Annotated in this window: 20 protein-coding genes and 1 pseudogene; 10 read left to right on the top strand and 11 right to left on the bottom strand. The window is 60.3% G+C overall.

Annotated features, from left to right (window positions below; translation table 11 throughout):
• The first annotated feature begins 175 nt into the window (after positions 1 to 175).
• Together rpmE and EAY64_RS00880 are read left to right on the top strand one after the other, a co-directional pair.
• On the top strand, positions 176 to 391 hold the full coding sequence (rpmE, locus tag EAY64_RS00875) for a 50S ribosomal protein L31 (protein ID WP_103522899.1): 216 nt from the start codon (positions 176 to 178) through the stop codon (positions 389 to 391).
• Between the two features lie 105 nt (positions 392 to 496).
• Complete coding sequence (locus tag EAY64_RS00880; protein WP_103522900.1) at positions 497 to 2,152, top strand: ArnT family glycosyltransferase; 1,656 nt, start codon at positions 497 to 499, stop codon at positions 2,150 to 2,152.
• A gap of 52 nt (positions 2,153 to 2,204) precedes the next feature.
• Here EAY64_RS00880 and EAY64_RS00885 read toward each other — a convergent pair whose 3' ends face one another.
• The 9 genes from EAY64_RS00885 to EAY64_RS00920 form a co-directional block, all read right to left on the bottom strand.
• A complete protein-coding gene (locus tag EAY64_RS00885) occupies positions 2,205 to 2,618 on the bottom strand; it encodes a hemerythrin domain-containing protein (protein ID WP_103522901.1) in 414 nt (137 codons plus the stop codon).
• Between the two features lie 130 nt (positions 2,619 to 2,748).
• Positions 2,749 to 4,710, bottom strand: coding sequence for an acetoacetate--CoA ligase (locus EAY64_RS00890; protein WP_103522902.1), 1,962 nt, complete (start codon positions 4,708 to 4,710; stop codon positions 2,749 to 2,751).
• Between the two features lie 51 nt (positions 4,711 to 4,761).
• Entirely contained in the window at positions 4,762 to 5,655 is an 894-nt protein-coding gene (locus EAY64_RS00895; protein WP_103522903.1) for a hydroxymethylglutaryl-CoA lyase, read from the bottom strand.
• A 20-nt stretch (positions 5,656 to 5,675) separates the two neighbouring features.
• Positions 5,676 to 7,643, bottom strand: a complete 1,968-nt coding sequence (locus EAY64_RS00900; protein WP_103522904.1) for an acetyl-CoA carboxylase biotin carboxylase subunit — start codon at positions 7,641 to 7,643, stop codon at positions 5,676 to 5,678.
• Complete coding sequence (locus EAY64_RS20755) at positions 7,636 to 7,764, bottom strand: hypothetical protein (protein ID WP_255424520.1); 129 nt, start codon at positions 7,762 to 7,764, stop codon at positions 7,636 to 7,638. The genes EAY64_RS00900 and EAY64_RS20755 overlap by 8 nt, the downstream gene beginning before the upstream one ends.
• 10 nt (positions 7,765 to 7,774) lie before the next feature.
• The gene (locus EAY64_RS00905) at positions 7,775 to 8,569 is read right to left on the bottom strand and encodes an enoyl-CoA hydratase/isomerase family protein (protein WP_103522905.1); all 795 of its coding nucleotides are present in this window, start codon (positions 8,567 to 8,569) and stop codon (positions 7,775 to 7,777) included.
• A gap of 12 nt (positions 8,570 to 8,581) precedes the next feature.
• Complete coding sequence (locus tag EAY64_RS00910) at positions 8,582 to 10,180, bottom strand: carboxyl transferase domain-containing protein (RefSeq protein ID WP_103522906.1); 1,599 nt, start codon at positions 10,178 to 10,180, stop codon at positions 8,582 to 8,584.
• A 146-nt stretch (positions 10,181 to 10,326) separates the two neighbouring features.
• Positions 10,327 to 11,496 carry an isovaleryl-CoA dehydrogenase gene (locus tag EAY64_RS00915; RefSeq protein ID WP_103522907.1) on the bottom strand — a complete coding sequence of 390 codons (1,170 nt, stop codon included), beginning with the start codon at positions 11,494 to 11,496 and terminating at the stop codon, positions 10,327 to 10,329.
• A gap of 140 nt (positions 11,497 to 11,636) precedes the next feature.
• On the bottom strand, positions 11,637 to 12,041 hold the full coding sequence (locus EAY64_RS00920) for a MerR family transcriptional regulator (protein ID WP_103522908.1): 405 nt from the start codon (positions 12,039 to 12,041) through the stop codon (positions 11,637 to 11,639).
• Positions 12,042 to 12,233: 192 nt separating this feature from the next.
• Here EAY64_RS00920 and EAY64_RS00925 point away from each other — a divergent pair, with 192 nt between their 5' ends.
• Together EAY64_RS00925 and EAY64_RS00930 are read left to right on the top strand one after the other, a co-directional pair.
• Positions 12,234 to 13,922, top strand: coding sequence for an AMP-binding protein (locus EAY64_RS00925; protein WP_103522909.1), 1,689 nt, complete (start codon positions 12,234 to 12,236; stop codon positions 13,920 to 13,922).
• A gap of 97 nt (positions 13,923 to 14,019) precedes the next feature.
• A complete protein-coding gene (locus EAY64_RS00930; RefSeq protein WP_103522910.1) occupies positions 14,020 to 14,697 on the top strand; it encodes a YecA/YgfB family protein in 678 nt (225 codons plus the stop codon).
• A 263-nt stretch (positions 14,698 to 14,960) separates the two neighbouring features.
• Here EAY64_RS00930 and EAY64_RS00935 read toward each other — a convergent pair whose 3' ends face one another.
• Positions 14,961 to 16,745, bottom strand: a complete 1,785-nt coding sequence (locus EAY64_RS00935; protein ID WP_103522911.1) for an acyl-CoA dehydrogenase C-terminal domain-containing protein — start codon at positions 16,743 to 16,745, stop codon at positions 14,961 to 14,963.
• Between the two features lie 193 nt (positions 16,746 to 16,938).
• Between EAY64_RS00935 and EAY64_RS00940 the strand changes: the two genes are divergently transcribed.
• From EAY64_RS00940 to EAY64_RS00965, 6 genes are all read left to right on the top strand, one after another.
• Positions 16,939 to 17,487 (top strand): DUF2062 domain-containing protein, encoded by a 549-nt coding sequence (locus EAY64_RS00940; RefSeq protein WP_411267240.1) that lies wholly within the window; start codon positions 16,939 to 16,941, stop codon positions 17,485 to 17,487.
• Positions 17,474 to 18,031 carry an NUDIX domain-containing protein gene (locus tag EAY64_RS00945; RefSeq protein ID WP_103522913.1) on the top strand — a complete coding sequence of 186 codons (558 nt, stop codon included), beginning with the start codon at positions 17,474 to 17,476 and terminating at the stop codon, positions 18,029 to 18,031. Before EAY64_RS00940 ends, EAY64_RS00945 begins: the two co-directional genes overlap by 14 nt.
• Positions 18,018 to 18,335: a PilZ domain-containing protein gene (locus EAY64_RS00950; RefSeq protein WP_226034297.1), complete on the top strand. Its 318-nt coding sequence runs from the start codon at positions 18,018 to 18,020 to the stop codon at positions 18,333 to 18,335. The genes EAY64_RS00945 and EAY64_RS00950 overlap by 14 nt, the downstream gene beginning before the upstream one ends.
• Positions 18,336 to 18,683: 348 nt before the next feature.
• Positions 18,684 to 20,612: a PrkA family serine protein kinase gene (locus tag EAY64_RS00955; RefSeq protein ID WP_103522915.1), complete on the top strand. Its 1,929-nt coding sequence runs from the start codon at positions 18,684 to 18,686 to the stop codon at positions 20,610 to 20,612.
• A 165-nt stretch (positions 20,613 to 20,777) separates the two neighbouring features.
• Complete coding sequence (locus tag EAY64_RS00960; RefSeq protein ID WP_059287232.1) at positions 20,778 to 22,052, top strand: YeaH/YhbH family protein; 1,275 nt, start codon at positions 20,778 to 20,780, stop codon at positions 22,050 to 22,052.
• Between the two features lie 32 nt (positions 22,053 to 22,084).
• Positions 22,085 to 23,599: a SpoVR family protein gene (locus EAY64_RS00965; protein ID WP_103522916.1), complete on the top strand. Its 1,515-nt coding sequence runs from the start codon at positions 22,085 to 22,087 to the stop codon at positions 23,597 to 23,599.
• A 4-nt stretch (positions 23,600 to 23,603) separates the two neighbouring features.
• Here the strand turns inward: EAY64_RS00965 and EAY64_RS00970 are convergent.
• Positions 23,604 to 24,320, bottom strand: a pseudogene (locus tag EAY64_RS00970) (ATP-binding cassette domain-containing protein); the annotation flags it as partial.
• Positions 24,321 to 24,362: the final 42 nt, after the last annotated feature.

The raw sequence follows: 24,362 nt of genomic DNA on the forward strand, positions 1-24,362 counted from the left end.
CCAGCCCGGTGTTGGGCTTGTCGGCTGATTGGCCACAGCCGCCGTTGCCTGGCGGTGTATTGCCACCGTTTTAGTCTTGGGCGACTTGTCAAGCGCTAATAAAGCGCGGATAATGCGTCCTCTTGACCCTGTAGTACAGGCAAAACCCCTGTACCCGTAAACTAAGGAAGCTCTCATGCGCGCTGATATCCACCCGAATTACACCGAAGTTGCGGTTACCTGCTCTTGCGGTAACACCTTCACTACCAAGTCGACCATGGCCAAGGACGCCTTCCACATTGAAGTGTGCTCCAGCTGCCACCCGTTCTACACCGGTAAGCAGAAGATTGTTGATACCGCTGGTCGTATCGACAAGTTCAACCAGAAGTTCGGCGGCTTCTTCAAGCGCTAAGCTTGTAAGCTTTGGAAAAAAGGCAGCCATGGCTGCCTTTTTTCATTTCCGCAGCCCGCGCTTGCACATTAAAATAGCGCTTTACTCCTACCGGCGCGCGCCTCGATGCTGACGTACTCCCCGCAAAACGCCACTGTTCCCGTTCCCACCGAAAAACCCTGGGTCTTGCTGCTGCTGTGTTTTATCTGGCTGTGGCCCGGCATTATCGGCCACGATCCGTGGAAGCCGGACGAACCCTATGTGATGGCGGTGGTAGAGGGCATGCTGCGCAGCGGCAACTGGCTGCTGCCCACCCTGCAAGGGGTGCCCTATCTGGAGTCGCCGCCCTTGTATTACTGGGTGGCCGCTGGTTTTGCCAAGCTGTTTTCGCCCTGGCTGCTACCCGCGCATGATGCCGCTCGCCTGGCCACGCCGTTGTTCATGGCGCTGGGCCTGACGCTGGCCGGCATGACCGGGCGCGACCTGATCGGCCGCCGTTATGGCCGCAGTGTGGTGATGATACTGATAGGCTGCCTGGGCCTGATTGTCACCGGTCACCAGATGACGCCCATGGTGGCCAGCTTTACCGGTTTTGCCGCTGCCTTTTATGCGCTGTCGCTGACCTTGCGTTCGCCCGGTCTGGCCGGGGCGATACTGGGGGCGGCCAGCGTCACACTGTTTCTCAGTGCCAGCCTGCTGGAAGTAATGCTGGTGTGGGCCGTGGTGATTTTCCTGCCGGCCTTTACCGCCTGGCGTAACAAGCGTTACGCCATCACCGTGTTCATGGCCTTGCTGGTGGCCTTGCCGGTAGCACTGATCTGGCCGATGCAGCTGGAGCGCAGCTATCCGGCACTGTTCCGTCTGTGGTGGGAGCGCCATGCACTGGGCCCGCTGGATGGCTTTGGCAAGGTCAGCCTGTTTCACGGTTTTGGCTACTACACCTTCAATACCATCTGGTTTGCCTGGCCGGCCTGGCCGCTGGCGGCCTGGACGCTGTTCCGCAACCGCAAGTACGAACTACCCATGTTGCAGCTGCCGCTGATGTTCTTTGGCGTGGTGCTGATCATGCTGACGCTGTCCGAGCGCAAGAGCATGGATTACGCCATGCCCTTGCTGCTGCCGCTGGCGCTCTTGGCTGCGGTGGAACTGGACAATCTGCGCCGTGGCGCGGCGGCCTTTCTCAACTGGTTTGGGCTGATGACCTTCGGCGTGTTCGGGCTGTTGATCTGGGCTGGCTGGGCGGCAATGAACTATGGCTGGCCGGAGCGGCTGGCCGGGCGGGCGCAGTATTTCAGCCCCTACTATGTGCCCCATGTGTCGGTGTTGGCCGCGGTATTTGCCGTGCTGGCGACCATCACCTGGATCTGGGCGGTAACGCGCAGCCACTTGCGTGGCCGGCAGGCCATTACCAACTGGGCGGCAGGGCTGACCCTGTGCTGGGGGCTGGCGCTCAGCCTGTGGCTGCCGTGGCTGGATGCAGCCAAGAGCTACCGTCCGGTGGTGGAGAGCATGGTGCGAGCCATGCCGGCAGCCGGACTGGACAAGACGCAATGTATCGCGACGGAAAGCCAGAATATGGTGGCGCGCATCAGCTGGCATTACTACGCGGGTATCGATCTGCTGGCTTATCCGGCCGGGGAGAGCAGTCCTTGCGATTACCAGTTGCGCATGCGTTCACGTAGCGAAGGCTTGGCCGAACCGGGCTGGACCTTGCTATGGCAGGGATCGCGTCCGCGTGAGAAGTTTGAGTTGTTTGGCCTGTTCCGCCGCTCGAGCCACTAGTGGCGCGAGCCACCATTTGCCAATTGAAGGGCCGGATCATGCCGGCCCTTTTTCATGCGCTATGCGCTTGCAGTGCTGCCATGACCGCCGGCAGGCTTTCCGCCACGGCAAACAGTTCCCGCTCTTCAAAGCGCACATGCGCAGTCATGGTATCGGCAAAAGCCTGCAAGATGGCCGGGCTGGCCAGTTCGGCGTGTTGCAACAGGCGACGCAGGTGGGCGTGCTGTTCCAGCGTGCGTTCAACCAGCTGGCCATGACCGGCTTGCGCCAGCGCCGGTAGCAAGGTGCGCTCTTCCTCGGCAAAGTGGGCTTGCAAGCTGTGTGCTGCCTGCTGGCTGATTTTGTCGGCGGCCTGTCGCCATTGTGCGGCATCATCGCTACGGGCTGCTTTGCCAGCCTGGATGGCGAGGGACAGTGCGTGGTGGTGCTCGCGGGATAGAGGGGTAAGTGCGGCGCTGCGTTTCATGCTGTGCTCTGTTGACTGGGGTGATCAGCCTGCATCAAGCGCTGAGGGGCAGCCTTGAGCGCGCTCAAGCATTGGCGGCTTGCCCCGTGTTGCAGTCGGGGCGGCTAGCCGCCCCGTACCGCCAGTCGCTTCAGTGTTGCAGTTGCGGCAGGTTGGCAAACAGTTTGAGCGCCTCCGGATTGGCTAGCGCGCTCAGATTGTTGACCGGTTCGCCATGAATGACATTCTTCACTGCCAGCTCGACAATCTTGCCGCTGATGGTGCGCGGGATATCCGCCACGGCGATGATACGCGCCGGCACATGGCGTGGGCTGGCTCCACGCTTGATTTGCTCGCGTATGCGCACCGTGAGTGCTTCGTCCAGCTGGCAACCCTCACGCAGCCTGACAAACAGCACCACGCGTTCGTCGTCCTGCCAACGCTGTCCCACGGCCAGGCTTTCCAGTACTTCGGCAATGCTCTCCACCTGGCGATAGATCTCGGCGGTGCCGATGCGCACGCCACCGGGGTTGAGCACGGCATCGGAACGGCCGTAAATCACCATGCCATCGTGCTCGGTCAGCTCGGCATAGTCGCCATGGCACCAGATGTTGTCAAAGCGTCCGAAGTAAGCCTGGCGGTATTTGCTGCCCTGCTCGTCCTGCCAGAAGCCTACCGGCATGGAGGGGAAGGGGCGGGTGCACACCAGTTCGCCCTTTTCCTGGCGCACCGGCCGGCCATGGCTGTTGTAGATGTCCACCGCCATGCCCAGCCCGCGACATTGCAGCTCGCCACGGTATACCGGCAGCGTGGCACAACCCAGGGCAAAGCAGGACACGATGTCGGTACCGCCGGAGATGGACGCCAGATTGATGTCCTGCTTGATATTGGCGTACACCCAGTCATAGCTTTCCGCCATCAGTGGCGAACCGGTGGAGAAGATGGCGCGCAGTGCATCCAGCCGGTATTCCGTGGCCGGGCTCAGGTTGATCTTGCGCAGTCCGTCGATGTATTTGGCCGACGTGCCGAAATGGCTGAATTGCCATTGCTGTGCATAGTCCCACAGCACGCGCCCCTGTGCGGCAAAGGGCGAACCGTCGTACAGCATCAGCGCCGCACCGGAAGCGAGGCCGGACACCAGCCAGTTCCACATCATCCAGCCGCAGGTGGTGAAGAAGAACAAGTGGTCAGCATGGTGCACATCGCCGTGCAGCTGGTGTTCTTTCAGGTGCTGCAGCAGGGTGCCGCCGGTGCCGTGCACGATGCACTTGGGTTTGCCGGTGGTACCGCTGGAATACAGGATGAACAAGGGGTGGTTGAAGTCCACCCGGGTGTAGTGCAAGGGGCCTGCTGCAAACGGCGCAATGAAGTCGCTCAGGGGCTGGGTGCGCGGCAGGCTGGCAGCAAACTCCACGGCATCGCCCAGATAGGGGATGGCGATGAATTGTTCTACCGAGGGCAGGCCGGCAGCCAGTGCCTGCATCTTGTCGTGGATATCGATCTGTTTGCCGTTATACCAGTAGCCATCCGGGCAGAACAGTATTCTGGGTTCGGTCTGGTCAAAGCGGTCGATGGCGCCGTCGATGCCAAAATCCGGTGAGCAACTGGTCCACACCGCGCCCAGGCTGGTGGTGGCCAGCATGGCGGCCACAGTTTCCGGCATATTGGGCAGCAGGCCGGCCACGCGGTCGCCCGGCTTGATGCCGGCGGCCAGCAAGGCCTGTTGCAGGCGGGATACCAGCTGACGCAGTTGCTGCCAGCTTAGCTGGCGCTGCAGCTTGTCCTCGCCCCAGAACACCAGGGCGGTGCCATCGCCATCATGGCGCAGCAGGTTTTCTGCATAATTGAGCCGGGCTTCAGGAAAGAAGCGGGCGGCCAGCATGTTGTCGCCGTTTTCCAGTGCCGTATTGCCCTTGTCGCCGATGACGCCGCAGTAGTCCCATACCAGTGCCCAGAAACGGCCGGGGTCGTCCACGCTGGCCTGCCACAGGCTGTGGTAGTCGGGCAGCGGGCGGTCATAGGCGGCTTCGGCCAGCCGCTGAAAGGCATGCAGATGGGAGCCGGCCACACGGGCGGCGCTAGGGTGCCAGATCGGGGTGGTGGAATGCTGCATGTTGCTCCTCTTTATTGTTGTCACGGGCGCGGCGGGCCGTGCGTGCAAGCATCAGTGGTGGCGGCCCATGGCCTGTGCGACCCGCGAAACCGGTGCGCGGCCCAGCAGGCCGGAAACGAACCATGCCGTTTCCACCAGTCGTGGCAGCGCGACGCCGCAGTCCACGCCCAGCCCGTTCATCAGGTAGACCACATCTTCCGTTGCGACATTGCCGGAAGCTCCACGAGCATACGGGCAGCCGCCCAGCCCGGCAACGGAGGAGTCGAAGGTCCGGACTCCCGCCTGAAAAGACGCATGAATATTGCTGATGGCCATGCCGTAAGTATCGTGGAAGTGGCCAGCCAGCTTTTCCATTGGCACAAGCTTGCTCACGGCTGCCAGCATGTCCAGCACGCGGTTGGGCGTGCCCGTGCCTATGGTGTCGCCCAGCGAGATTTCGTAGCAGCCCATGTCCAGCAGGCGGGCGGCGACTTCCGCCACTTTGGCCGGGGCAATGGCCCCTTCATAAGGACAGTCCACCACACAGGATACATAGCCACGCACGCGGATGTTCTCGCGGCGGGCGCTGGCCAGCACGCTGTCGAAGCGGGCCAGGCTTTCGGCAATGCTGGCATTGATGTTTTTCTGGCTGAAGCTTTCACTGGCCGCGCCGAACACGGCGATTTCGCGCACACCTGCCGCCAGTGCCTGCTCCATGCCCTTGTCGTTAGGTACCAGTACCGGGTAATTCACTGGGCCGGACAGATCCAGCGCTTGCAACACATGCAGGCTGTCGGCCATTTGTGGCACCCATTTGGGCGAGACAAATGCGCCGGCTTCGATGGTGGTGAGGCCGCTGGCTGCCAGGCGGCGGATCAGTTCCAGCTTGCTGGCCGTGTCCAGTTGCTGCTTTTCGTTTTGCAGCCCGTCACGCGGGCCGACTTCGACAATCTTCACGCGAGTCATTCTGTCCTCCATGCCGCCACTCAGGCAGCGTCGAAATCCACCAGCTCATCGCCATCACACACCTGCTCGCCAGCGGCAAAGTAAAAGCCGCGCAGCACGCCGTCGGCAGGGGCGTGAATGGTGTGTTCCATCTTCATGGCCTCCAGAATCAGCAAGGGCTCGCCTTGACGGACAGTCTGGCCGGCCTTGGCCAGCAGGGTGACCACCCGGCCTGGCATCGGGGCTTTCAGATGGGTCACACCGTGGACTGTGTCTTCTGTTACGGCATAGGGGTCGACCCACTCCAGTTGCAGGCGTTCACCTTGTACGAACAACAGCCGTTGCAGATCCAGCCGTACCACGCTGGCGCAAAGCACCAGGCCATCCAGTGTCGCCTGCAATTGGCGGCCGTGCAGACGGGCTTGAACCTCGACTTGCTGCCCCGCCACCGTAACGACAAAACCCTGTTCAAGATAACGCAGCCCCACGCTATGTAGCTGCTCGCCCTGGCGAAACTGCACGCTCTGTTCCAGTACGCCGTTCAGCCGCCAGCCGGCAGGCGCCGGGTAGGGCGCGGCGGTGTGCAGGGCCTCGGCCACGGCCAGCAAGGCCAGTTGCTGCGCTGTTGGCGCCGCTGGTGCGGGCAACAGCACATCCTGATGGCGGGCAATCAGCCCGGTATCGACCTGGCCACTGGCAAAGCTGTCATGCTGCACGATGCGCCGCAGAAAGGCGATATTGCTGCTGACGCCGGCAATCTGGTACTGCGCCAGTGCCGTATCCAGCTGTTGCAGGGCCGCGTCCCGGTTTTCTCCCCACACGATCAGCTTGGCAATCATCGGGTCGTAGAAGGGGCTGATGCTGTCTCCCTGAACCACGCCGGTATCGATGCGGACCTGGGCACTTTCTTGCGGCGTTTGCAGGTGAATCAGCTGACCGGTGGCCGGCAGGAAGCCCTTGTCCGGGTCTTCCGCATAAATGCGTGCCTCGATTGCGTGGCCATGAATCTTCAGTTCTTCCTGTCGCAGCGGCAGTGGCTGACCGGCAGCGACGTGCAACTGCCAGGCCACCAGATCCTGCCGGGTGATCATTTCTGTCACCGGGTGTTCTACCTGCAGGCGGGTATTCATTTCCATGAAATAGAAGGCCCCCGGCTGGCCATTGGCCTGCACGTCGACAATGAATTCCACCGTACCGGCACCGATGTAGCCGACGGCACGGGCGGCGGCGCAGGCGGCTTCGCCCATGGCCTGGCGCATGACGGCGGGCAGGTGTGGGGCGGGAGCTTCTTCCAGCACTTTCTGGTGGCGGCGTTGCACCGAGCAGTCGCGCTCGAACAGGTAGACGCACTGGCCATGGCTGTCGGCAAATACCTGGATTTCCACATGGCGTGGTCGGGTCAGGTATTTTTCCACCAGCACCTTGTCATCACCAAAGCTGGCGCTGGCCTCGCGCTGGCAGGAAGCCAGTGCGGCAGCGAAATCTTCGCTGCGCTCGACTATGCGCATGCCCTTGCCACCACCGCCGGCGCTGGCCTTGATCAAGACCGGATAGCCGATGTGGTCGGCCTGTTGCTGCAGGAATTCTGCTTGCTGCTCGGCACCGTGGTAGCCGGGTACCAGTGGCACACTGGCTTTTTCCATCAGGGTTTTGGCGGCCGACTTGCTACCCATGGCGGCGATGGCACGGGCTGGTGGGCCGATGAAGGCGATGCCGGCAGCCGTGCAGGCGGCGGCAAAATCGGCATTTTCCGACAGGAAGCCATAGCCAGGATGGATGGCCTCGGCACCGCTGGCGCGGGCGATGTCCAGGATGGTGTCGGCTTTGAGATAGGACTCGGCAGCGGGTGCCGGGCCGAGTCGCCAGGCTTCATCCGCCAGTTTGACAAAGCGGGCGTCGGCATCGGCATCGGAATACACCGCCACGGTGGCTATGCCCAGCTGACGGGCGGTCTTGATCACCCGGCAGGCTATTTCGCCGCGGTTGGCGATGAGGATTTTCTTAAACATGGCAGTCTCCCGCGGCGAAATCGCCACGGCGCAGGCGCGCCGTCAGGTGATGTTGCTGCGCAGCTGCGCAGCCTTGCGGCTGCTGGTCACTGCGGTTGGCGATGAGGATTTTCTTGAACATGGCTGCGTCCTTATTGTTCTTGTTGCCAGGCGGGCGGGCGTTTGTCGAAGAAGGCGGCCAGCCCTTCGCGGGCTTCCCGGCTCACGCGAATGCTTGCAATGCGCCCGGCCGTGTCGCTTAGCAGATCATCATCCCAGGGCGAGGCCTCGTGTAGCACCGACAGCAAATCCTTGGCGGCAGACAGGGCTTGCGGCGCACCCTGGGCCAGTTCGGCGGCTATGCCGGCAATACGCTCGTCCAGTGCTTCGGCGGCTACCACCTCGTGTACCAGGCCAATGCGGGCGGCGGTGGCGGCGTCAATGCGCTCGGCCGACAGGAAATAGCGTCGCGCCTGGCGCCAGCCGATGGCATCGGCCACATAGGGGCCAATGGTGGCGGGAATCAGCCCCAGCCGTACTTCGGTCAGGGCGAAACGGGCGTGTTCGGTGGCGATGGCGATGTCGCACACGGCGGTCAGTCCGGTGCCGCCGGCCATGGCTGCACCATGGATGCGGCCAATCACCGGTTTTTTGCTGCGGTAGATGGTCTTGAGCATGGCGGCCAGGTGGTGGGCGTCGGCCAGGTTTTCCGCTTCGCTATAGCCGGCAGCGCGGCGCATCCAGTCCAGATCGGCACCGGCAGAAAAGCTCTTGCCGCGCCCGGCCAGCACGATGACCCTGACGCTGTCGTCCAGTTGCAGCGCCTTGAAGGCGGCAGTCAACTCGGCGATCAGCGTTTCGTTCATGGCATTGTGCAGCTCGGGACGGTTCATCCATACCGTGGCGACCTTGCCCTGTTGTTCGATTTGCAGCGTGTCGTAGTGCATGGTGGCGGCTCCTTACATGCGGAACACGCCAAAGCGTGTCTTGTCGATGGGGGCGGACAGGGCCGCTTCCAGCGCCAGGCTCAGCACATCGCGGGTCTGGGCCGGGTCGATCACGCCGTCATCCCATAGTCGGGCACTGGCGTAATAAGGGTGGCCCTGGCGTTCGTATTGTTCGCGCACCGGGGCTTTCAGCGCTTCTTCCTGCTCGGCGCTAAAGGCCTCGCCCAGTTGTTCTTTCTTGACCTGGGCCAGTACCCCGGCAGCCTGTTCGCCACCCATCACCGAGATACGGCTGTTCGGCCACATCCACAGCATGCGCGGGCTGTAGGCGCGGCCACACATGCCGTAGTTGCCTGCCCCAAAGCTGCCGCCAATCAGCACGGTGAATTTGGGTACGCTGGCGCAGGCCACGGCGGTGACCAGCTTGGCGCCATCCTTGGCAATGCCGCCGTTTTCATATTTCTTGCCCACCATGAAGCCGGTGATGTTTTGCAGGAAGATCAGCGGAATGCCGCGCTGGCAGCACAGTTCGACAAAGTGCGCACCCTTGAGGGCCGATTCGGAAAACAGGATGCCGTTGTTGGCGATGATGCCGACGCGCCAGCCATTGAGCCGGGCAAAGCCGGTGACCAGTGTGCTGCCGTAGTTCTGCTTGAATTCGTCGAAGTCGGAATCGTCCACCAGCCGGGCGATGATTTCGCGCACATCAAACGGCTTTTTCGGGTCGGCCGGAATCACACCATAGATTTCCTCGGCGGCATGGCGCGGTGGTTTTGCTTCGACGCGGTCCAGCACACCCTGTTTGTGCCAGTTGAGGTCGGCCACGATGCGGCGGGCAATGCCCAGCGCGTGGGCATCGTTCTGCGCCAGGTGGTCGGCCACGCCGGAGATGCGGGTGTGCACATCGCCGCCGCCCAGTTCTTCTGCCGTCACGACTTCACCGGTGGCGGCCTTCACCAGCGGCGGGCCGCCCAGGAAGATGGTGCCTTGCTCTTTGACGATGATGGTTTCATCCGACATGGCCGGTACATAAGCGCCGCCAGCGGTGCAACTGCCCAGCACCACGGCGATTTGCGGAATGCCGGCGGCGGATAATTGGGCCTGGTTGTAGAAGATGCGGCCAAAGTGTTCCTTGTCGGGAAACACTTCGTCCTGCAAGGGCAGGAAGGCACCGCCGGAATCCACCAGATAGACGCAGGGCAGGCGGTTTTCCCTGGCGATCTCCTGGGCGCGCAGGTGCTTTTTCACCGTCATCGGGTAGTAAGTCCCGCCCTTGACCGTGGCATCGTTGGCGATGATCAGGCAGTCCACGCCGGCAATGCGGCCGATGCCGCTGATCAGGCTGGCTCCTGGGGCATCATCGTTATACATGCCGTGGGCGGCCAGCTGGGACAGCTCCAGAAAGGGCGCGCCCGGGTCCAGCAGCAGGTTGATGCGCTCACGCGGCAGCAGCTTGCCACGGGCCACATGCTTGGCGCGCGGGCCTTCGCCGCCGCCCAGTGCCGCCGTGGCGACCTTCTGTTTCAAGTCATCCACCAGCGCACGCATTTTGTCGGCATTGGCCTGGAAGTCTGGCGCGCGCGGGGAGAGTTTGGATTCGATGATTGGCATGATTTTAGGGAGTGGGGAGTAGGGAGTAGCAGGTGACGGGTGGGGAACTCCCCACTCCCGACTCTCTACTCCTGGTGTTAGTGGTCAGTAGGGTGTGGGCGAGTGAACGGTTTTACTCCCGACTCCCCACTCTCTACTCCCGGTGTTCAGCGTGTTTCAGCCATCAGTTCGCGACCAATCAGCCAGCGGCGGATTTCGCTGGTGCCCGCGCCGATTTCATACAGCTTGGCATCGCGCAGCAGGCGGCCGGTAGCATACTCATTGATATAGCCGTTGCCGCCCAGGCACTGGATGGCGTCCAGTGCCATCTGGGTAGCGTTTTCGGCGGCATACAGGATGGCTCCGGCGGCATCCTTGCGCGTCTGGCGGCCACTCTCGCCACGATCCAGCGCCTGGCCGACGGCATAGACATAGGCGCGGCTGGCGGATAGCTTGACGTACATGTCGGCCAGCTTGCCCTGCATCAGCTGGAAGTCGCCGATAGCCTGGCCAAACTGCTTACGGTCGTTCAGATAGGGGACGACGATATCCATGCAGGCCTGCATGATGCCCAGCGGGCCAGCCGCCAGTACGGCGCGTTCGTAGTCCAGCCCGCTCATCAGCACCTTCACGCCATTGCCTTCGCCACCCAGCACGTTTTCGGCCGGGATTTCACAGTTGTCGAAGAACAGCGGGTAGGTGTTGGAGCCGCGCATGCCCAGCTTGTCCAGCTTGCTGCCGTGGCTGAAACCGGCAAAGCCTTTTTCCACGATAAAAGCCGTGATGCCCTTGGCGCCGGCATTGATGTCGGTTTTGGCGTATACCACCAGCGTGTCGGCATCGCCGCCATTGGTAATCCACATCTTGCTGCCGTTCAGCACATAGCAGTCACCTTTTTTGTCGGCGCGCAGCTTCATGCTGACCACATCGGAACCGGCATTGGGCTCGGACATGGCCAGCGCGCCCACGTGCTCGCCGGAGATCAGCTTGGGCAGGTAGCGGGCTTTTTGTTCGGCATTACCGTTTTTCTGGATCTGGTTCACGCACAGATTGGAGTGCGCACCGTAGGACAGCGCCACCGAGGCCGACGCCCGGCTGAGTTCTTCCATCACCATCATGTGGGCCAGATAGCCCATATTGGCACCGCCGTATTCCTCTTCGGCAGTGATGCCCAGCAAGCCCATCTCGCCAAATTTGCGCCACAGATCGGCCGGGAACAGATTGTCCTGATCGATTTGCGCGGCACGCGGGGCGATTTCGGCGTCGGCAAAATCCTTCACGCTCTGGCGCAACATGTCGTAGGTGTCGCCGTGGTCAAAACGCAGGCTGCTGTACATGGTGTTTCTCCTCGGGTGCCGGTCTTGGCGGCAAGGCCTGACAGGCTATTGTGAAGGTGATGTTAATGATTTGAATATTGAATTACGCTTACGTTAACGTCAATACGAGGTGGTAAAAAAACCTGCCACAGGGCAGGTGTTCAGGCCGGGGTATCGGACTTGGTGGTCATCTGGTCGATCACGCCACGGCAGTGCTGCTCCAGAGCGTCTATTTCCGCCAAGACCACATCGATATCGCGGCGTTGCTCTTCCAGCTGCTCGCGCCGGGCCACCAGCAAATGCAGCAGCTTCAGCGACTGGCTGGCTTCGTCGCGCGCCAGATCGTATAGGTCGATGATTTCGCGAATTTCCGACAGCGACAGGCCAATGCGCTTGCCGCGCAGGATCAGCCGCAGGCGGGCACGGTCGCGGCGGGTGAACACGCGCTGGCGGCCATCACGCTTGGGTTCGATCAGGCCTTGTTCCTCGTAGAAGCGGATGGTACGCAGGGTGACATCAAAATCACGTGCCAGATCTGAAATGGTGAAGAGTTCTGCTTCTGTCATGGTGTCTGCTTTCAGTATTTGTACGGATTGTAGCGTTTTTCCCACTGCTTCTCATCCTGAATGGCGCATTACGTTTACGTAATCGTCAACTTGTGGGATTAATGCAAAAAAGACCTCTGCGCCAGGAGGCCACGCGGCCGAACAGGGAAGCGGCTCCACCGGACAAAAGACCACAACAAGGAGACAGTAGCAATGAAGCACGCCAGCTATGTGCACGGTGCCAGCCCGCAAGCGCTGATCGGGCAAACGATAGGCCAGTTGTTTGATGCGGCCTGCCAGCAATATGCCAGCCAGGAAGCACTGGTCGTGCGCCACCAGGGCATACGCTGGAACTATGCCGAATTGCGTCAGCAGGTGGATAGTCTGGCTTGCAGCCTGATTCGCCTTGGCCTTGCGCCGGGAGACCGCATCGGCATCTGGTCGCAGAACAATGCCGAATGGGTGCTGACCCAGTTCGCCACGGCCAAGGCCGGGCTGGTGCTGGTGAATATCAATCCGGCCTATCGTCGTTCCGAACTGGAATATGCCATCAACAAGGTAGGCTGCCGGGCATTGATTGCCTCGCCCAGCTTCAAGAGCAGCAACTACATTGAAATGCTGCAGGATCTGCTGCCAGAACTGGCCGACTGCCAGCCCGGTCAGCTCAAGGCTGCGCGCATGCCACAGCTGGAGTGGGTCATCCGCATGGGGCAGCAGGCCACGCCCGGCATGCTGGGATTTGCCGATTTGTTGGCCGCACCGACGCCGCAGGAGCTGGCTGCCTTGCAGCAGCTAGGCCAGACCCTGCAATTCGACGATGCCATCAATATCCAGTTTACCTCCGGCACCACCGGTAGCCCCAAGGGCGCCACGCTGTCGCATCACAACATCCTCAACAACGCCTATTTCACCGGCGAAGCCATGCGCTTTGGCGCGAACGACCGGCTGTGTATCCCGGTGCCGCTCTACCACTGTTTCGGCATGGTGCTGGGCACGCTCACCTGCCTGACGCACGGTGCCTGCATGGTATTTCCGGCAGAAAGTTTCGATGTGCTCAGCGTACTGCATACCGTACAGGAAGAGCGCTGTACCGCCCTGCATGGCGTGCCGACCATGTTTATCAGCCTGCTGGATCATCCGCAGTTTGCCGATTTCGACCTGTCCAGCCTGCGTACCGGGGTGATGGCCGGCAGTCCCTGTCCGATTGAGGTGATGAAGCGGGTGACCACGTTGATGCACATGTCGCAAGTCACCATTGGCTACGGCATGACCGAAACCAGCCCGCTCAGTTTCCAGAGCCGCGCCGACACACCGCTGGACAAGCGGGTGTCCACCGTGGGGCTGGTGCATCCGCATGTGGAGGTGAAAATCGTCGATAACGATGGCCGCATCGTGGCGCATGGCGAAACCGGCGAGCTGTTGACCCGTGGCTATTCGGTGATGCTGGGCTACTGGGACGATCCGCAGAAAACCGCCGACTCCATCGACCGTGCCGGCTGGATGCACAGCGGCGATCTGGCGGTGATGGACGGGCAGGGCTATGTCAACATCGTCGGCCGGGTGAAGGACATGGTGATACGTGGTGGCGAAAACATCTACCCGCGTGAAGTGGAAGAGTTTTTCTATAGCCACCCGAAGATTCAGGAAGTGCAGGTGATCGGCGTGCCGGACGACCGCTTTGGCGAAGAACTATGCGCCTGGATCAAGCTGCGCGATGGAGAAACGGCTAGTGTGGACGATATGCGTGCCTTCTGTCAGGGGCAGATTGCCCATTACAAGATTCCGCGTTACATCGAGTTTGTCGACAGCTTTCCCATGACCATTACCGGCAAGATCCAGAAGTTTGTCATGCGCCAGCAGATGAAGGAAAAGCTGGGGCTGAGCGATGCCCGTACTGCCTGATGGGAGGTGGATCAAGCCTTGTGCGAAATGGCCCCGACGTGCCGGGGCTTTTTTCGATACAATGCGGCCAATTCATTCTGACCGCTAGGAGCGCACCATGACTGATATTGTATTCAATGACGCCGATCTGGCCCGGCTGGAACAGTTGCTGACGCCCCTGTCGATCAGTGGCAGTACCATGCGGCCCGACGAAGCCCAGGGTTTCTTCGCCGCATTGGCCAGCGGCCCGGATGCCCCGGAGCGCGCGATGTGGCTGGCCGAGGTGCTGGGTGATGCTCCTGCCTTTGACAAGCCAGAAGAAAAGGTCGAACTGGAAAACCTGCTGCAAAAGCTGTTCGACGTCACCGCGCATGTCCTGGCCGATGGCCGTGAGCTGGACCTCATCCTCTACGCCGACGATGACAGTGATAGCGAAGACGACGAAGCCGACTACTGGCCGTGGTGCAATGCCTATCTGTACGCGCTGGACGTGGTCGACACCGACTGGTTTGAAGCGGCCGACGATGAAGGTTTCGAAGACCTGCTGATGCCTATCCTGGTGCTGGGCGGCATGTTCGAGGAAGAAGAAGGCGAAGATCTGGTCACCTTTACCGATGAGGAAAAGGACGACTGCAAGGAACAGCTGCCGCAAGCACTGATTGCTGTGTTCAACTACTGGCGCGCCAAGGCTCAGGCACCGGAAACCGTGCGCCGTGAAGGCGACAAGGTCGGCCGCAACGACCCCTGCCCCTGCGGCAGCGGCAAGAAATACAAGGCCTGCTGCGGTAGCAATTAAGCCTGTTTGTTTCAAGTACAAAACCCGCATCAGTGACTGATGCGGGTTTTTTGTCTTGATAACACCGCATGCAAAAAGCATGGCAGGTCGGAATGGTTTTGATTAGAATGAAAAACGAGAGTACGAGCTCTCTTTTTTTCATTCCTTTATTCATAAGCCCGGCATGCCGGGCTTTTTTTTGTCTGGATTTTTCCTGGTCATGGTATCGGCAGCCAATAAAAAAACGGCCCCGCAGGGCCGTATCAGTGGAGTCGAACAAGCAATCAGAAGGCGAAGTGTTCCTCATCCAGCGCCATCAGCGGCGCGGCACCGCCCTTGATGCGGGCGAGCAGGGTGTGCACTTCCGGGAAGAGCTTGGCCATGTAGAAGCGGCCGGTGGCAATCTTGGCCTGGTAGAAGGCATCATCGCCCTGGCCCAGGCTGGCGTGCGCCACTTCTGCCATGCGTGCCCAGAGCCAGGCATAGCTCAGATGGCCGATCAGGCGCAGATAGTCGGTGGCGGCTGCACCGGCTTCGTCCTTGTTCTGCAGGCTGGCCATGCCGATGCCCATGGTCACCTCGCCTACGTCCTTCATCAGCCTGGCCAATGGCGCGATGTACTCGGCCAGCTTGTCATTGCCTTCATTGGCCTGGCAGAACTGGTGAATCTGCTTGGTAAACTTGCGCAGCTTCTGGCCCTGATCCAGCAATACCTTGCGGCCCAGCAGGTCGATGGCCTGGATGCCATTGGTGCCTTCGTAAATCTGCGAGATACGGCAGTCGCGTACCAGTTGTTCCATGCCCCATTCACGAATGAAACCGTGGCCACCGAACACCTGCATGCCCATATTGGCAGCCTCATAGCCATTGTCGGTCATGAAGGCCTTGGCCACCGGCGTGAGCAGGGCGACCAGATCGGCCGCATCCTGGCGGGCGGCGGCATCCGGGTGCTTGTCCTCGATGTCCAGTTGCAGGGCGAGCAGGGCAGTCAGTGCGCGGCCGGCCTCGGTATAGGCTTTCTGGGTCAGCAGCATGCGGCGCACGTCCGGATGCACGATGATGGGGTCGGCTGCCTTGTCCGGACATTTGGCTCCGGTGAGCGCACGCATTTGCAAACGCTCGCGGGCATAGGCCAGCGCACCCTGGAACGAGGCTTCGCCAATGCCCAGACCCTGCATGCCGCAGCCCAGACGCGCCGCATTCATCATGGTGAACATGCAGGACAGGCCCTTGTTGGCTTCGCCAATCAGATAGCCTTTGGCACCATCCAGATTGATCACCGCCGTGGCATTGGCCTTGATGCCCATCTTGTGTTCCAGGCTGCCGCAGGCTACCGGATTGCGGCTGCCGTCGGCGTGGTACTTCGGCACGATGAACAGCGAAATCCCCTTCACATCCTTGGGCGCATCCGGCAAACGGGCCAGCACCAGGTGGATGATGTTGTCGGACATGTCGTGTTCGCCGGCGGAGATGAAGATCTTGGTGCCGGTAATGCTGTAGCTGCCATCGCCATTGGGCTCGGCACGGGTTTTCAGCAGACCCAGGTCGGTGCCGCAATGCGGTTCGGTCAGGCACATGGTGCCGGTCCAGCTGCCATCCACCAGACGCGGCAGGTAAGTGGCCTTCTGCTCGGGGGTACCGTGGGCGTGGATGGCCGCATAAGCGCCATGCGACAGGCCGGGATACATCGACCAGGCCACATTGGACGAGCACTGCATTTCCATGACCGGGAAGGCCAGTGATTTGGGCATGCCCTGGCCACCGTAAGTGGGGTCACAGTCCAGTGCCGGGAAACCCAGTTCGCAATATTGTTTGTAGGCTTCCTTGAAGCCCGGCGGGGTGGTGACCGCCTTGGTGCTGGGGTCAAACTGGCAGCCTTCTTCGTCGGCCTGGCGGTTCAGCGGGGCCAGTTCGCTTTCACAAAACTGGGCAGCGGCTTCCAGATAGGAGGTAAAGATGTCCTGGGTGGCTTCCTCGTAGCCGGGCAGGGCGGGGATGATGTCCTGTACCTTGATCAGTTCGTTGAGCACAAAGTCAAAGTCGCGCAGCGGGGCTTTGTATGCGGGCATGGGGTCTCTCCTGTTGGTTGCGCTGCCCGGGTTTTCCGGGTCGAATAGCTGGTGTGGGCAGGGTGATGATGTTGTGTCCACTTAATTCAAACGCTTGTTTAATTTATTCCGTGGCGTTTGACAACCCCTTTTACCTGCGCCCCCCTGGTGGTGTGGCATTACGACAACGGGAAAGTGGCTGGCCATGTCTTGCTTGCGGACAAAAATTCGCCGTCTCAGTGCTTACCGCCACCAGCTGTTGAGCCGTCCGGGGCTGGGCTGGCTGGGACGCTGGCTGGACCAGCCAGCCTGCTGGGCCGTGCAGCGGCGCAAGGTGGCGCAAGGCGTGGCACTTGGCCTGCTCACCGGTTTGCTGCCGGGGCCGCCCAAGCGGCTGGCCACCTTGCTGCTGGCGCTGTGCCTGCGCGTCAATCTGCCGGCAGCCTTGCTGGCCACGCTGTATAGCAATCCGCTTACCATCCTGCCGCTTTATTTTCTCGCTTATTCCTGTGGACTGCTGTTACTGGGCGACCCGGCTGCAGGTACAATGAGCCAGCCTCCATCCTGGGAGGCGCTGCCGCTTGAGCAGTGGGCGCTGCAGCTGGCGCACTGGTTACTGTCGCTGGGCTGGCCTTTGTTGCTCGGTTTGCTGGTCATGGGGCTGGGGCTGGCCTTGTGCGGCTATGTCTTGGTGATGCTGGGCTGGCGCTGTGCCGTGGTTCGAAACTGGAAAAACAGAAAGGCAGCACGTGGATCTTGTTGAAAAGAAACTGCAGTCGGAGCTGGTGTATGAGGGTGGCTTTCTCAAGGTACACAAGGACAAGGTACTGCTGCCGGATGAGTCTCACGCCAGCCGCGAGTACATCCTGCATCCTGGTGCCGTGGCCATCCTGGCGCTGACGCCGGACCGGCAACTGGTGCTGGAGCGGCAATACCGCTACCCGGCCGGCCGGGTGTTTCTGGAGATTCCTGCCGGCAAGATCGATCCCAACGAAGCCCCGGAGCAGACGGCGCGCCGCGAGCTGCTGGAAGAAACCGGCTACCAGGCGGCCAGCTGGCGTTATCTGGGTACCGCCTATCCCTGCATTGGTTATTCTAACGAGCAGATCAGCTATTACCTGGCCGAAGGGCTGCAAGCCGGTGAACGGCAGCTGGACGAAGGCGAGTTTCTCGAAGTGTTGACCCTGCCGCTGGAGCAGGTGATGCAGATGGCGCTGTCCGGTGAAATCTGCGATAGCAAATCCATTGTCGGCCTGCACTGGCTGGCTGCCTACCTGGATGGGAGACTGCCCGGTGCCGCCGTTTGACCCCTATCATGAACGCCGTGGTGCGCGCCGCTTGCAGATGGGTTGCAAGGCCCGCATCCGCTCGCTGCACACCGGCGAAACCCACTATGGCGAATGTGTCGACCTGTCGGTAGACGGCATGGCCTTTCGCTCTTCCTACGTTCCACAGCATGGCGAACGCTTGTCAGTCATTGTGCTGGCCCCCGCAGTGGGTGGTTTGCCGGGCAAGCCGCTGGAAGCCGAGGTGGAAGTGCGCCGCTGCAATGAGGTCAAGCGTGGGCAGGTGTATGAAATCGGCACGCGCATTATCGAGCGCAAGAGCTGAAACATCTGCTTGCAAATTGATACATTATTCTTTCAGCTTGCCCTGGCTGGTTGATGTTTTTCTATGTGCATGATTTAAAAGATTTATTTTTTTAAAATGCCAGTGGCGAATTTAACACCTTAGTTTTTTCTTTGGTCATATCAAGATATTTCTCAATAAAATTCAGTGACTTACTAGGCGGTTATGTCGAAAGTCCTGATTGCCTCGCTTTTATTCTTGCTCTCCAGCGCATGTGCTATACCCAGAAAAAGAGAACCTGAAAACCAGTCAGTACTCTAAATTTTGCCAGGGGAATGCGGGTGCGCCATGCACGCCGTGCGCGCCCCTGCAACCAGCCAGGAGAGAGCCATGCACCCGGACATCTTGAGCCACTACGCCTCCCGTTACGACAAGACGCGTGAAGAGGAATACACCATTCAGGAGTATCTGGAGATCTGCAAACGAGATCCAGCTGCTTATGCCACGGCTTCCGAGCGCATGCTGGCCGCCATTGGCGAACCGGAACTGGTGGATACCCGTCACGACCAGCGTCTGTCGCGCATCTTTTCCAACAAGGTCATCAAGGTCTATCCCGCCTTCCGCGAGTTTTACGGTACCGAGGAAGTGATCGAGCAGGTGGTGGCCTATTTCCGCCATGCCGCCCAGGGGCTGGAAGAGAAGAAACAGATTCTCTACCTGCTGGGGCCGGTGGGCGGTGGCAAATCGTCGATTGCCGAAAAGCTGAAAGAGCTGATGGAGCAGGTGCCCTTCTATTGCCTGAAAGGCAGCCCGCTGAACGAGTCGCCGCTGGGCCTGTTCAATGTGGAAGAGGACGGTGCCATTCTGGAGGAAGAATTCGGCATTCCGCGCCGTTATCTCAAGACCATTCCCAGCCCGTGGGCAGTGAAACGGCTGCATGAGTTCAACGGCGACATCGGCCAGTTCAAGGTAGTGAAGCGCTATCCGTCGGTGCTGCGGCAGATCGCCGTGGCCAAGACCGAGCCGGGCGACGAAAACAACCAGGACATTAGCTCGCTGGTGGGCAAGGTGGACATCCGCAAACTGGAAAAGTATGCCCAGGACGACCCGGATGCCTACAGCTACTCCGGTGGCCTCTGCCTGGCCAACCAGGGTCTGCTGGAATTCGTGGAAATGTTCAAGGCGCCGATCAAGGTGCTGCATCCGCTGCTGACCGCCACCCAGGAAAGCAATTTCAAGGGTACCGAGGGCTTTGGCGCGATTCCTTTTGACGGCATCGTGCTGGCCCACTCCAATGAATCGGAGTGGAAGCAGTTCCGCAACAACAAGAACAACGAGGCCTTCCTCGATCGTATCTACATCGTCAAGGTGCCGTACTGCCTGCGGGTGACCGAAGAGATCAAGATCTACGACAAGCTGATCCGCAACTCGTCCCTGGGCAATGCACCCTGCGCACCGGGAACGCTGAAGATGATGGCGCAGTTTGCCATTCTGTCGCGGCTGAAAGAAACAGAAAACTCCAGCCTCTTCAGCAAGATGCAGGTGTACGACGGCGACAATCTGAAAGACACCGATCCCAAGGCCAAGTCGCTGCAGGAATACCGCGACTATGCCGGGGTGGACGAAGGCATGAACGGTCTGTCGACCCGCTTTGCCTACAAGATCCTGTCCAAGGTGTTCAACTTTGATAATCAGGAAGTGGCGGCCAACCCGGTGCATCTGCTGTATGTGCTGGAACAGCAGGTGGAGCGCGAGCAGTTCCCGGCCGAGCAGGAGCAGAAATATCTGACCTTCCTGAAAGAGTATCTGGCGCCCAAGTATGTGGAGTTCATTGGCAAGGAGATCCAGACCGCTTATCTGGAAAGCTACTCGGAATACGGCCAGAACATTTTCGACCGCTATGTCACCTTCGCCGACTACTGGATTCAGGACCAGGAATACCGCGATCAGGACACCGGCGAAATCTTCGACCGTACCTCGCTCAATGGCGAGCTGGAAAAGATCGAAAAACCGGCGGGGATTTCCAATCCCAAGGACTTCCGCAACGAAATCGTCAATTTCGTGCTGCGCGCCCGGGCCAATAATGGTGGCAAGAACCCGACCTGGACCAGCTATGAAAAGCTGCGCACGGTAATCGAGAAGAAGATGTTCTCCAATACCGAAGAGCTGCTGCCGGTGATTTCCTTCAATGCCAAGGCCAGCGTGGAAGATGCCAAGAAGCACGAAGACTTCGTCAACCGCATGGTGGAAAAGGGCTACACCGCCAAGCAGGTTCGTCTGCTGTGCGAATGGTATCTGCGGGTACGCAAGTCCTCCTGAGCAAGCGTCGGCAGCCGCGTGGTGACACGCGGCCGTCCGGCACCGATTCTGGTCCGGCCTGTCTAAAAGGATAGGGTCCGGCTTGGCCCGGATAGCTGCGGGTGGACGAAGCAGTGGTCGTGTTGGTCGACCTAGCGGGCCGCAGGAGACAACAGCGAGGTTGCCATGTCCCACATCATAGACAGACGCCTGAACGGCAAGAACAAGTCCGCGGTCAACCGCGAGCGTTTCTTGCGCCGTTTCAAGGCGCAGATCAAGGAAGCCGTTTCGCGTGCGGTGAAGGGGCGCAGTATCACCGATATCGAGAGCGGCGAGAAAGTCTCCATTCCGGTCAAGGATATTTCCGAGCCGGTATTTCATCATGGCCAGGGCGGGGTGCGTGAGCAGGTGCATCCGGGCAATGAGGAATTCATTCGGGGGGATCGCATTCAACGCCCGCAAGGCGGCGGGGGCGGTGGGGGTGGGGGTAAGGCCAGCCAGGATGGTGAGGGTGAGGACGACTTCGTGTTCGAGCTGTCGCGTGAAGAATTCCTCAATGTGTTCTTCGACGACCTGGCCCTGCCCAATCTGATCAAGACCCAGCTGATGGGCGTGGAAGAGCTCAAGCAGGTACGTGCCGGCTATACCAATGATGGCACGCCGGCCAATATCAGCATCGTGCGCTCTCTGCGTGGCGCGCTGGCGCGGCGGGTGGCCATGGCTGCGCCGACCCTGGCCAGCCTGGGCGAGGCCGAGGAAGATCTGGACCAGTTGCTGGAGTCGGATGAGGAAAGCGCGCTGGAAGTGCGCGACCAGCGCAAGCGCATCCACCTGCTGCGCGAAAAGCTGGCCAGCATCCCCTTCATCGATCCCTTCGATCTGCGCTACAACAATCGCATCAAGCAGCCCAAGCCCACCAGCCAGGCGGTGATGTTCTGCATCATGGATGTGTCCGGTTCAATGGACGAGCAGAAAAAGGACATGGCCAAGCGCTTCTTCATCCTGCTTTACCTGTTCTTGCAGCGGAACTACGACAAGATCGAAGTGGTGTTCATCCGCCATCACACCAGTGCGGTGGAAGTGAATGAAGAAGACTTCTTCCATTCGCGTGAAAGCGGCGGGACGGTGGTGTCCTCGGCGCTCAACCTGATGGCGGACATCGTCAAGAAGCGCTATAGCGGCAGCGAGTGGAACATCTATGCCGCCCAGGCTTCGGATGGCGACAACTGGGACAGCGATTCGGCCAATTGCGGCCGCATCATGGACGAACAACTGCTGCCCTATTGCCAGTATTTCGCCTACATCGAAATCACCGAAGGCGAGCCGCAAAACCTCTGGTACGAGTACCTCAAGGTCAAGGAACGTCAGCGGCATTTCGCCATGCAGAAAATCCGCTCGGCCTCCGATATTTATCCGGTCTTCCGGGAGCTGTTCAAACGCCAGCCAGCCACGCGCGCCTGAGTGCCAGGGCCGGCCGCCAAGGGGAATGCAGCATGACACCCATTTCCACCGGGTCCGAATGGACCTTCGACCTGATCGAAGAATACGACCGCGCAATCCGCAAGATCGCCGTGGATGAATTCCAGCTGGATGTCTATCCCAACCAGCTGGAAGTGATTACCGCCGAACAGATGATGGATGCCTACTCCTCGGTGGGCATGCCGGTTAACTACCATCACTGGAGCTTCGGCAAGCACTTTGTCGCCACCGAAAAAAGCTACAAGCGCGGCCAGATGGGGCTGGCCTACGAGATCGTCATCAACTCCAGCCCCTGCATTGCCTACCTGATGGAAGAAAACTCCATGACCATGCAGGCGCTGGTGATTGCCCATGCCGCCTATGGTCACAACAGTTTTTTCAAGGGCAATTACCTGTTCCGCGCCTGGACCGACGCCTCGGCCATTGTCGACTATCTGGTATTTGCCAAGTCCTACATCAGCAAATGCGAGGAGCGCTATGGCATCGACGAAGTGGAAATGTTGCTGGACTCCTGCCATGCGCTGATGAACTACGGCGTGGACCGCTACAAGCGGCCGCAGAAGCTGTCGTTGGCCAAGGAGCAAGCACGGCAGGAGGAGCGCGAGCAATATCTGCAAATGCAGGTCAACGATCTGTGGCGCACCATTCCCAAGCGGGACAAGGACGATGCCAACCGCGAACCAGCGCGCTTTCCGGCCGAACCGCAGGAAAACCTGCTGTACTTCATCGAAAAATCCGCGCCACTGCTGGAGCCGTGGCAGCGCGAACTGGTACGCATCGTGCGCAAGGTGGCGCAGTATTTCTACCCGCAACGGCAAACCCAGGTGATGAACGAGGGGTGGGCCACTTTCTGGCACTACACCATTCTCAACCGGCTGTACGACAAGGGCCTGGTGACCGATGGCTTCATGATGGAGTTTTTGCAGAGCCACACCAATGTGGTGTACCAGCCACCGGTGACGGCGCGCTGGTATAACGGCATCAACCCCTATGCCCTGGGCTTTTCCATGTACCAGGACATCAAGCGCATCTGCGAAGCCCCCACGGACGAGGACAAGGCCTGGTTTCCCGATCTGGCCGGTACCGACTGGCGTAGCTCGCTGGAATTCGCCATGAAGAATTTCAAGGACGAAAGCTTTATTTCGCAATACCTGTCGCCCAAGCTGATTCGCGATTTCCGCATGTTCTCCATTCGCGACGACGACCATGAAGACAAGCTGGAAGTGTCGGCCATCCACGATGAAATGGGTTATCGCGATATCCGCAGCAAGCTGGCCGAGCAATACAATCTGGGCTCGCGCGAACCGAACATCCAGGTGTGGTCGGTGAATGTGCGTGGTGACCGCAGCCTGACGCTGCGCCATACCATGCACAATCGCCGCCCGCTGGACGAGGGCAGTGCGCAGGAAGTGCTCAAGCATGTGGGACGCTTGTGGGGTTTTGATGTGCGGCTGGAAAGTGCCGATAGCGATGGCAGCATTACCCAGCGTTTCGAAGTGAAGTCCAACCTGGAATTACAGCGGCTGTAGCCGATCAGCGCGTCGTGTGCGGGACAAAGGCCCGGATGCCAGCATCCGGGCTGATCAATTCTGCCAGGCGGATACCGTAAATGGCTTCCAGCCGCGCTTGTTGCATGATGTCGGCGGTGCGGCCAAAGGCGATGCTGCAGCCATCCTGCAGCAGCAAGACACGGTCGGCATGGCGCAGCGCCAGGTTCAGGTCGTGCACCACCGCCACCACGCCGATGTGCAAGTCCTGCGCCAGCTGCCGCCATTGCGCCATCTGGCTGTCGGCAATGGCGAAGTCCAGTGCAGCCGTGGCCTCATCCAGCAATAAATAGCGTTCAGGCTGGGTGGAGGCCAATAGCTGGCAGAGTGCCCGTGCCAGATGGGCACGTTGTACCTCGCCACCGGAAAGGCTATCGAGCCGGCGCTGGGCCAGCCTGCTGGTATCAGTTAAGGTCAGCGCCTGCGCCATGGCCGCAGCTTGTTGCCCGGGGGCCGCAAAATAACTGCCAGCCGCGACCAGCTCACTCACCCGCCAGCCGGATGGTACGGTGGTTTGCTGCTCCACCACCGCGCGCAGGCTGGCCAGCCGTGCCGCGCTTAGCCCCACCGTGTCCTGCCCGCCTAGCCGGACACGGCCACTGTCCGGACGCAGATAGCCCGACATCACTTGCAGCAGGGTGCTCTTGCCCGCGCCATTGGGGCCGAGGATGACGCACAATTCACCGGGAACCGCTTGTAGCGAGACCTGCCAGAGCAGCCGCTTGCCCGCACGCTGCAAGGATAC

The sequence above is a fragment of the Aquitalea palustris genome (assembly GCF_003693445.1).
Lineage (GTDB): Bacteria > Pseudomonadota > Gammaproteobacteria > Burkholderiales > Chromobacteriaceae > Aquitalea > Aquitalea palustris.